Origin of the sequence: Acinetobacter sp. UBA3132 (assembly GCF_002364825.1) — a bacterium.
Taxonomy (GTDB): Bacteria; Pseudomonadota; Gammaproteobacteria; order Pseudomonadales; family Moraxellaceae; genus Acinetobacter; species Acinetobacter schindleri.
Genome location: NZ_DEZM01000204.1, coordinates 1 through 6172 on the forward strand (window position 1 = coordinate 1; position 6172 = coordinate 6172).

The 6172-nt window shown below is 41.9% G+C and carries 9 protein-coding genes; 2 read left to right on the forward strand and 7 right to left on the reverse strand.

Annotated elements, in window-relative coordinates; translation table 11 throughout:
• The 3 genes from B4033_RS11330 to B4033_RS11340 all read right to left on the reverse strand — a co-directional run.
• On the reverse strand, window positions 1-1015 hold a 1015-nt coding region (locus B4033_RS11330), incomplete at its 3' end, for a DUF6670 family protein (protein ID WP_286834093.1).
• 18 nt (window positions 1016-1033) lie between these two features.
• Window positions 1034-1852 carry a CDP-diacylglycerol--serine O-phosphatidyltransferase gene (gene pssA, locus B4033_RS11335; RefSeq protein ID WP_004809697.1) on the reverse strand — a complete coding sequence of 273 codons (819 nt, stop codon included), beginning with the start codon at window positions 1850-1852 and terminating at the stop codon, window positions 1034-1036.
• Window positions 1853-1889: 37 nt separating this feature from the next.
• Complete coding sequence (locus B4033_RS11340; protein WP_004809698.1) at window positions 1890-2747, reverse strand: 23S rRNA (adenine(2030)-N(6))-methyltransferase RlmJ; 858 nt, start codon at window positions 2745-2747, stop codon at window positions 1890-1892.
• Window positions 2748-2862: 115 nt separating this feature from the next.
• Here B4033_RS11340 and B4033_RS11345 point away from each other — a divergent pair, with 115 nt between their 5' ends.
• Window positions 2863-3465 carry a 2OG-Fe(II) oxygenase gene (locus B4033_RS11345; protein ID WP_286834095.1) on the forward strand — a complete coding sequence of 201 codons (603 nt, stop codon included), beginning with the start codon at window positions 2863-2865 and terminating at the stop codon, window positions 3463-3465.
• A gap of 59 nt (window positions 3466-3524) precedes the next feature.
• Window positions 3525-4052 carry a hypothetical protein gene (locus B4033_RS11350; protein ID WP_004809702.1) on the forward strand — a complete coding sequence of 176 codons (528 nt, stop codon included), beginning with the start codon at window positions 3525-3527 and terminating at the stop codon, window positions 4050-4052.
• A 68-nt stretch (window positions 4053-4120) separates the two neighbouring features.
• Here B4033_RS11350 and B4033_RS11355 read toward each other — a convergent pair whose 3' ends face one another.
• From B4033_RS11355 to B4033_RS11370, 4 genes are all read right to left on the reverse strand, one after another.
• On the reverse strand, window positions 4121-4378 hold the full coding sequence (locus B4033_RS11355; protein ID WP_004809704.1) for a DUF2789 family protein: 258 nt from the start codon (window positions 4376-4378) through the stop codon (window positions 4121-4123).
• A gap of 117 nt (window positions 4379-4495) precedes the next feature.
• A complete protein-coding gene (locus B4033_RS11360; RefSeq protein ID WP_286834100.1) occupies window positions 4496-4750 on the reverse strand; it encodes a DUF2789 family protein in 255 nt (84 codons plus the stop codon).
• Window positions 4751-4803: 53 nt separating this feature from the next.
• Complete coding sequence (locus B4033_RS11365) at window positions 4804-5082, reverse strand: DUF2789 family protein (RefSeq protein WP_004809710.1); 279 nt, start codon at window positions 5080-5082, stop codon at window positions 4804-4806.
• 167 nt (window positions 5083-5249) lie between these two features.
• Window positions 5250-6172 (reverse strand): malate dehydrogenase (locus tag B4033_RS11370; protein ID WP_286834104.1); only part of this gene is annotated, 923 nt, incomplete at its 5' end.

A 6172-nucleotide genomic window follows, 5' to 3' on the forward strand; every position in this document is an offset into this window, starting at 1 on the left:
TGAGTTCCTGAAAGCGTAAAGCTCGACAATCGATGTATTCAATATAGCCCCCTTCCTCATTTTCTTCCTGATCATTGATCTTTACCTGATAGCTAAAACTCCCTACATAGCCTGCCCCAAGACCAAATTTAAAATCACCTCGACTTTGTCCTTGAATTGAAATCTGAATTCCATCTTTATTTTCACAGTGCCATTCGAATTCACGTGGTAAATACATTTTCTGGCCATTTGGTGTGATCACACTTGGATAGACCCGATGCACTTTAAAAATTACCTTTTCATCCAGCATTTGGGTCTGCTGGCTTTCCAAATCTTTATAGTAAATGCGTGACTGAATAATCTTATTAAAGCTATCTCGTACCTGAACCAGGATAATCTGCCGGTTTTGACTCAGATTAATCATCTGATAAGTCAAGAAAGCAAATGGCAAATAGGGAAACTTGAAACTACGAGCATATTCAAAGCTGCCCAGACTTTCGATTTGGTATTGTTGATCTTTATACTGAATGACACCTTCACACCAGCATGGAATCGACCAATAATCAGCCAAAGAAAATCGAAGCTGGGTAAAGTGGGTAATCAACTCGATAGCTCTAATTTTCAAATCAACACTGAGCTCGTCATCCTGGCGGGTGAAATGAAATTCCGGAAATATACTGCTCAATTGCTCACGTGTATGAAAATTAAAGTTACAGCTTTCAAAACGACACTCATTTTGGATGGAATAATGATTCAACTGACCGACCATGTGCGGACTGGTACTACAGATTACCGTTGCTGTATCCAAGGCATCCGTATGAATGGCATCGGGATTACATAGCATCGGCACATTCGGCTGACCGATCATGCTAAAAAAATTGAAATAATGCAGTGGCGCAGGCAGATTGGGAATAACAAAACGATGGTGAATATATTTATATTTTTTATTTGGACCATGACAGGCCAGATCGGCCTGGGCAGCAGGAGTCTGATTCAGCTGTTTCGAACGATCCAATAAATCCTGAAGAAACGCCATATCAGACTCTCCTGCATACTAGCTCACTTGTCGTTTCGCCATAAAAGTCGTAACAAAACCAGACAAAGCATAAATTACAGAGATAACCAGAATCCCGACCGGAATGTTGTAAGTCATCGCTGCAAAGATAAATACGGCAATTGGCAAGACAAAAAATGGAACCCGCTTACGCTCTACCGTTTTAAAAGAATAGTATTTGATATTAGAGATCATCAGCAAACCGGTAATCACAATCGCAACGGCATTGATGATCTGAACCACTGAATCTTTAATATCGAAAATTTCCGGGAAATCTAAACCGACCCAGACCAGCGAAATAATCATTACGGCAGCAAGTGGACTCGCGACGCCAATGAAGTAGCGCTTATCAACCACACCGATCTGCACATTGAAACGTGCCAGACGGAAAGCCGCACAAGCGGTATAAACAAAACATGCCGCCAGACCGATCCGGCCCAACTCACTTAAGCCCCAGCTGTACATCAAGATAGCCGGTGCCACACCAAAGGCCAGCATATCCGATAGCGAATCAAACTGTTCACCGAACGGACTTTGCGCACCAATAGCACGTGCAACACGTCCATCCAGGCCATCCAGTAATGCTGCAATAAAAATCGCATAAATGGCTTGCTGAAAATTGCCATTCATACTGGCAATAATTGAGTAAAAACCTGCTAACAACGCTGCGGTTGTAATCAGGTTCGGCCATAGATAGATGCCTCGACGCTTAATTTTTTGCCCTTCCTGAGTATGCTCTTCTTCTTCCACCTCAAAGGTGATGCCATCAAAAGGCGCTTCGGTGGAAGAGTCACGTTCCGGTTTGCTTATATTTGTCATTCTTGTCGATCCTAGCTATGACCTGATCTTTAAAAAATTATTCGCCTACTAACCAGCGAACTGCGGCGTGACCACCAGTTTCCTGCATACGTAAATGCGGGAATAACCATTGAAGTGCTTCATCAGCATCTTCAGAGAACTTCCAAGGTGGGTTAATCACCAACAGACCACAACCATTTAAACCAACAGGAGTGTCGTCTGGCCATACACATATTTCACAGATCAGCTGACGGCGAATACCAGTCTTGAACATTTTTTTCTCGAAACGCTCAATCATGGCACGGTCTTTAATTGGATACCAAACAGCAAATACGCCTGTCGGCCATTTTTTATAAGCTGCTGCAATCAACTCGACTAACTGAGGGAAATCTTTACGTTCCAGCTCATACGGCGGGTCGATCATTACCAGACCGCGTTTTTCTTTCGGTGGAATGACTGCGAGCAAACCTTCATAAGCATCACGCTCATGCAGACCAGCACGCTTGTCAAAAATATTCTGATCAAGCTGCTGGAAGACATCACGCTGCATTTCAAAAATGGTGGCTTTGTCGATTTCACGCATGCCTTCAAGGGCAAACCACGGGGAACCCGGATACGCGCCTTTACCAAAACTTTCACGCATTTTTTCAACAATTTTTAAATATTGCTGTATGCCTTCAGGGGCATTGCGCTTAATCGAATCATCCAGTTTAATCAGGCGATGAATACCGTTTAAGAACTCACCAGACTTCTGCGCTTCTGAAGTCGACAAGTCATATTTACCTGCGCCGCCATGCGTATCAATATAACGATATGGCTTGTCTTTATTATTAAGGCGAGACAAAATCTGAAGCAATAACACGTGCTTCATGACATCGGCAAAGTTGCCTGCATGGAAGTGGTGACGATAATTCATGTTTCAATTATTCCTAAGATCAATAGCTATTTTAACATGAAAAACTGATTCGTTCAGAAACGATTATTGCTCTAAAATAGCAAACCTTTTTTACCACACGCTCGAGAATTGAAAAATGGAAGCAGTTGTCATCCCAGGGGATTGGAATGTTGATCAAATCTTAGATTATTTAGATCAACATGGCTTTAGTGTTATTGACGGTGCTTATTCAATTGAATATCAACATGCGGTCAGTCAAGAATGCCTAAGTCACTTAAACGAATTTCGTGATGCCGCGATTCAAAATGGCGTAGTAAGCAACATCCGCAGTGATCATATTCTTTGGTTACAACCTGAATTTCAAATCTCTCACCAACATACCGAAACCCTGCAACAATTTTCTCAAGTTTTAAACCGCGCATTTTATTTGGGTATTAAAGATGTCGAAGCACATTTTGCCTGCTATAACGCAGGTGAATTCTATGCTCTTCACCGCGACAACCCGCAAGGTAAGAATGGCCGCATGATTTCCTCGGTATATTATCTGCATGAAGAATGGCAAGATGACTGGGGGGGTGAACTACATTTACAAGATAAAAATGGACAGTGGCATACGATTTCACCTAAGCCCAACCGTTTAGCATTCTTCCAAAGTGATTTATTACACGAAGTATTAGTAGCCAAACATCAACGTTTATCCATTACCGCGTGGTTACGCTCAGATACCTCTTTAATCTAGCCTTTAAAAGCAGACAATCATCCTCATATACCAATCATTAAGACACGAGGACTGCGTTCATGCGACCAACCACCAAAGAGATCATTGCACGCATTGGTGAAACAGATCAGCTATTTTTAAATGGCAATACCCCTGAGCTGGCGCTTGAACGGGCTGACCTTCGCCTGCAACTGGTAGCGATCAGCCAGTTACGTCAGGAACAGGTGCATTTTCTGCAAGAAGCGATTGTTCTGCTGGAACAAGGTCGAATCGAGTTTGAAGAAATGCCACTCGATCTTTATATCAATCTGTCATTGCATTTGGCTAAAGCCTACATGATCTATTTTGAACTGACTAAAGAAAATCGCTATGCACTGATTACCCAGCAGATTTTAAAACCGATGACCCGTTATGAGCATGCGGATATCTATTTCTTCCTGGCATATGCCTCAGCAAGCAAAAAAGAACCGGCTATGACCCGTCACTGGTTAAATAAATACAGTAAATTGAACAATTTTGATCTGGAACTGGTAGATCAACATCCAGCATTTGCAGAATACCGTCAACAGGACTGGTTTATTCAAATTCTACGCAGCCGGATGCATTAAAACTGTGAAATTATTCTTATAAAAAATGCCTCATGAATGAGGCATTTTTTATAACTAGTTTTATTTTCTTAAGCCAGTCGACGGCGATCGGCATCTAAGTGTAACTGTTGATTCAGTTCATCAACCCAAATTGCCCAGTCATCGTCTTGTACCAAATGACTAATTAACAATGAACGCTGTGCTTTATTCCAGAAATGCGCATCATGCAATGAGATTTCCTTAGGTAACTGATGAGTACGTACATATAGCTCAATGGCAGCAGGACTATTCGGCAAACCAAGTTGCGAAAATAATAGGGGTAAGGATGGTTGCATTGTTCCGAGCATCTCGCCCTCCTTATATCAGTTAACTTGTAATTCTTTATATAACTAACTTATAAGATAAGACAAAAAAAACCTAGTCCTGTGACTAGGTTTGTTTGTATCTTTTTGTATAAAAGTGGATTAAGCGCTTTGCTTGTCACTCTCTACATGCAGTAATTGATTGAGCTTATCAATAATTACAATCCATTCATCATCTTGATGCCAATGTTCACGAAGAAACGCACTCTGCCCTTCACTCCAAAATTCCGCATCAGGCAGAATAACTTCAGATGGAAGCTGATGGGTGCTGGTAAATTCATCAATCGACCTTTCATCTGCTGGAAGGCCAAGTTGCTCAAATAATAATTCTAAAGTAGGCTGCTGTTCCAATACCATTTGATTGCTCCGTAATAGAAATAAAAAATAATTTGCTGCTAGTTTTTTAACGTTCAAGGATGTGAGGAGGTCGGCAGATCACAAGTACCTGAACCCTCTGCTTCTATATGCAATTGTTCATTCAGTACATCGACAAAAATGGCCCAATCATCATCTTGCTTCCAATGCCCAATTAGAAAGTCATGTTGGTTCTTGGTCCAAAAAGGTGCTTTATGTAATGGCACATCCATCCCGATCTGATGGGTTCTGATAAATTCATCGATTGCTTCGGGGCTTGAATCCAAGCCGAGCTGCTCAAAAAAAACTTCCATGGTAGGTCGCTGCTCTAACATCTCAGTACCTCCTCTTTTATTGATGATTCTGCTTACAAATTAAACGACTTATATAGAAAGTTCAGTTGTCGCTCTTTGACAGGATGTTATTTTTTGTTCTTAGGATATTCTGAAATAAAAAAGCACTCCATTTGGAGTGCTTTTATATTTAATCTTAAAAGATTAAATTAGTTAAGCATGTCAGCCACTGCTGCGCGCTCTTCTTCAAGTTCGTTCAATGTAACATTGATACGTTCACGGCTGAATTCGTCGATTTCAAGACCTTGAACGATTTTGTATTCACCGTTTTCAGTCGTTACAGGGAAACCGAACATTACGCCTTCAGGGATACCATAAGAACCGTCAGAAGGAATACCCATCGTTACCCATTTGCCGTTAGTGCCAAGAGCCCAATCGCGCATATGATCGATTGCAGCGTTTGCAGCAGAAGCAGCAGAAGACAGACCACGTGCTTCAATGATCGCAGCACCACGTTTACCAACTGTTGGAAGGAATACGTCTTTGTTCCATGCAGCATCGTTGATTTTGTCTTTCAAGCTTTCGCCGTTTACGTTTGCAAAACGGTAGTCAGCATACATCGTTGGAGAGTGGTTACCCCAAACAGTCATGTTTTCGATGTCAGAAACTGCAACACCCGCTTTTTGCGCAAGTTGAGTCAACGCACGGTTGTGGTCAAGACGTAACATTGCTGTGAAGTTTTTCGCTGGAAGATCTGGCGCAGATTTCATTGCGATGTAAGCATTTGTATTCGCAGGGTTACCCACAACAAGCACTTTAACGTCACGGCTAGCAACTTCGTTCAGTGCTTGACCTTGACCGATAAAGATTTCGCCGTTTACCTTAAGAAGGTCAGCACGTTCCATACCAGGACCACGTGGACGAGAACCTACTAACAATGCATAGTCAGCATCTTTGAATGCAACTTTAGGATCATCAGTACCGACCATGCCTGCCAATAATGGGAAAGCACAGTCGTCAAGTTCCATCATCACGCCTTTAAGCGCTTGTTGAGCTTTCTCAACAGGAATTTCTAATAATTGAAGAATAACTGGTTGGTCTTTACCCAACATTTCACCGCTAGCGATACGGA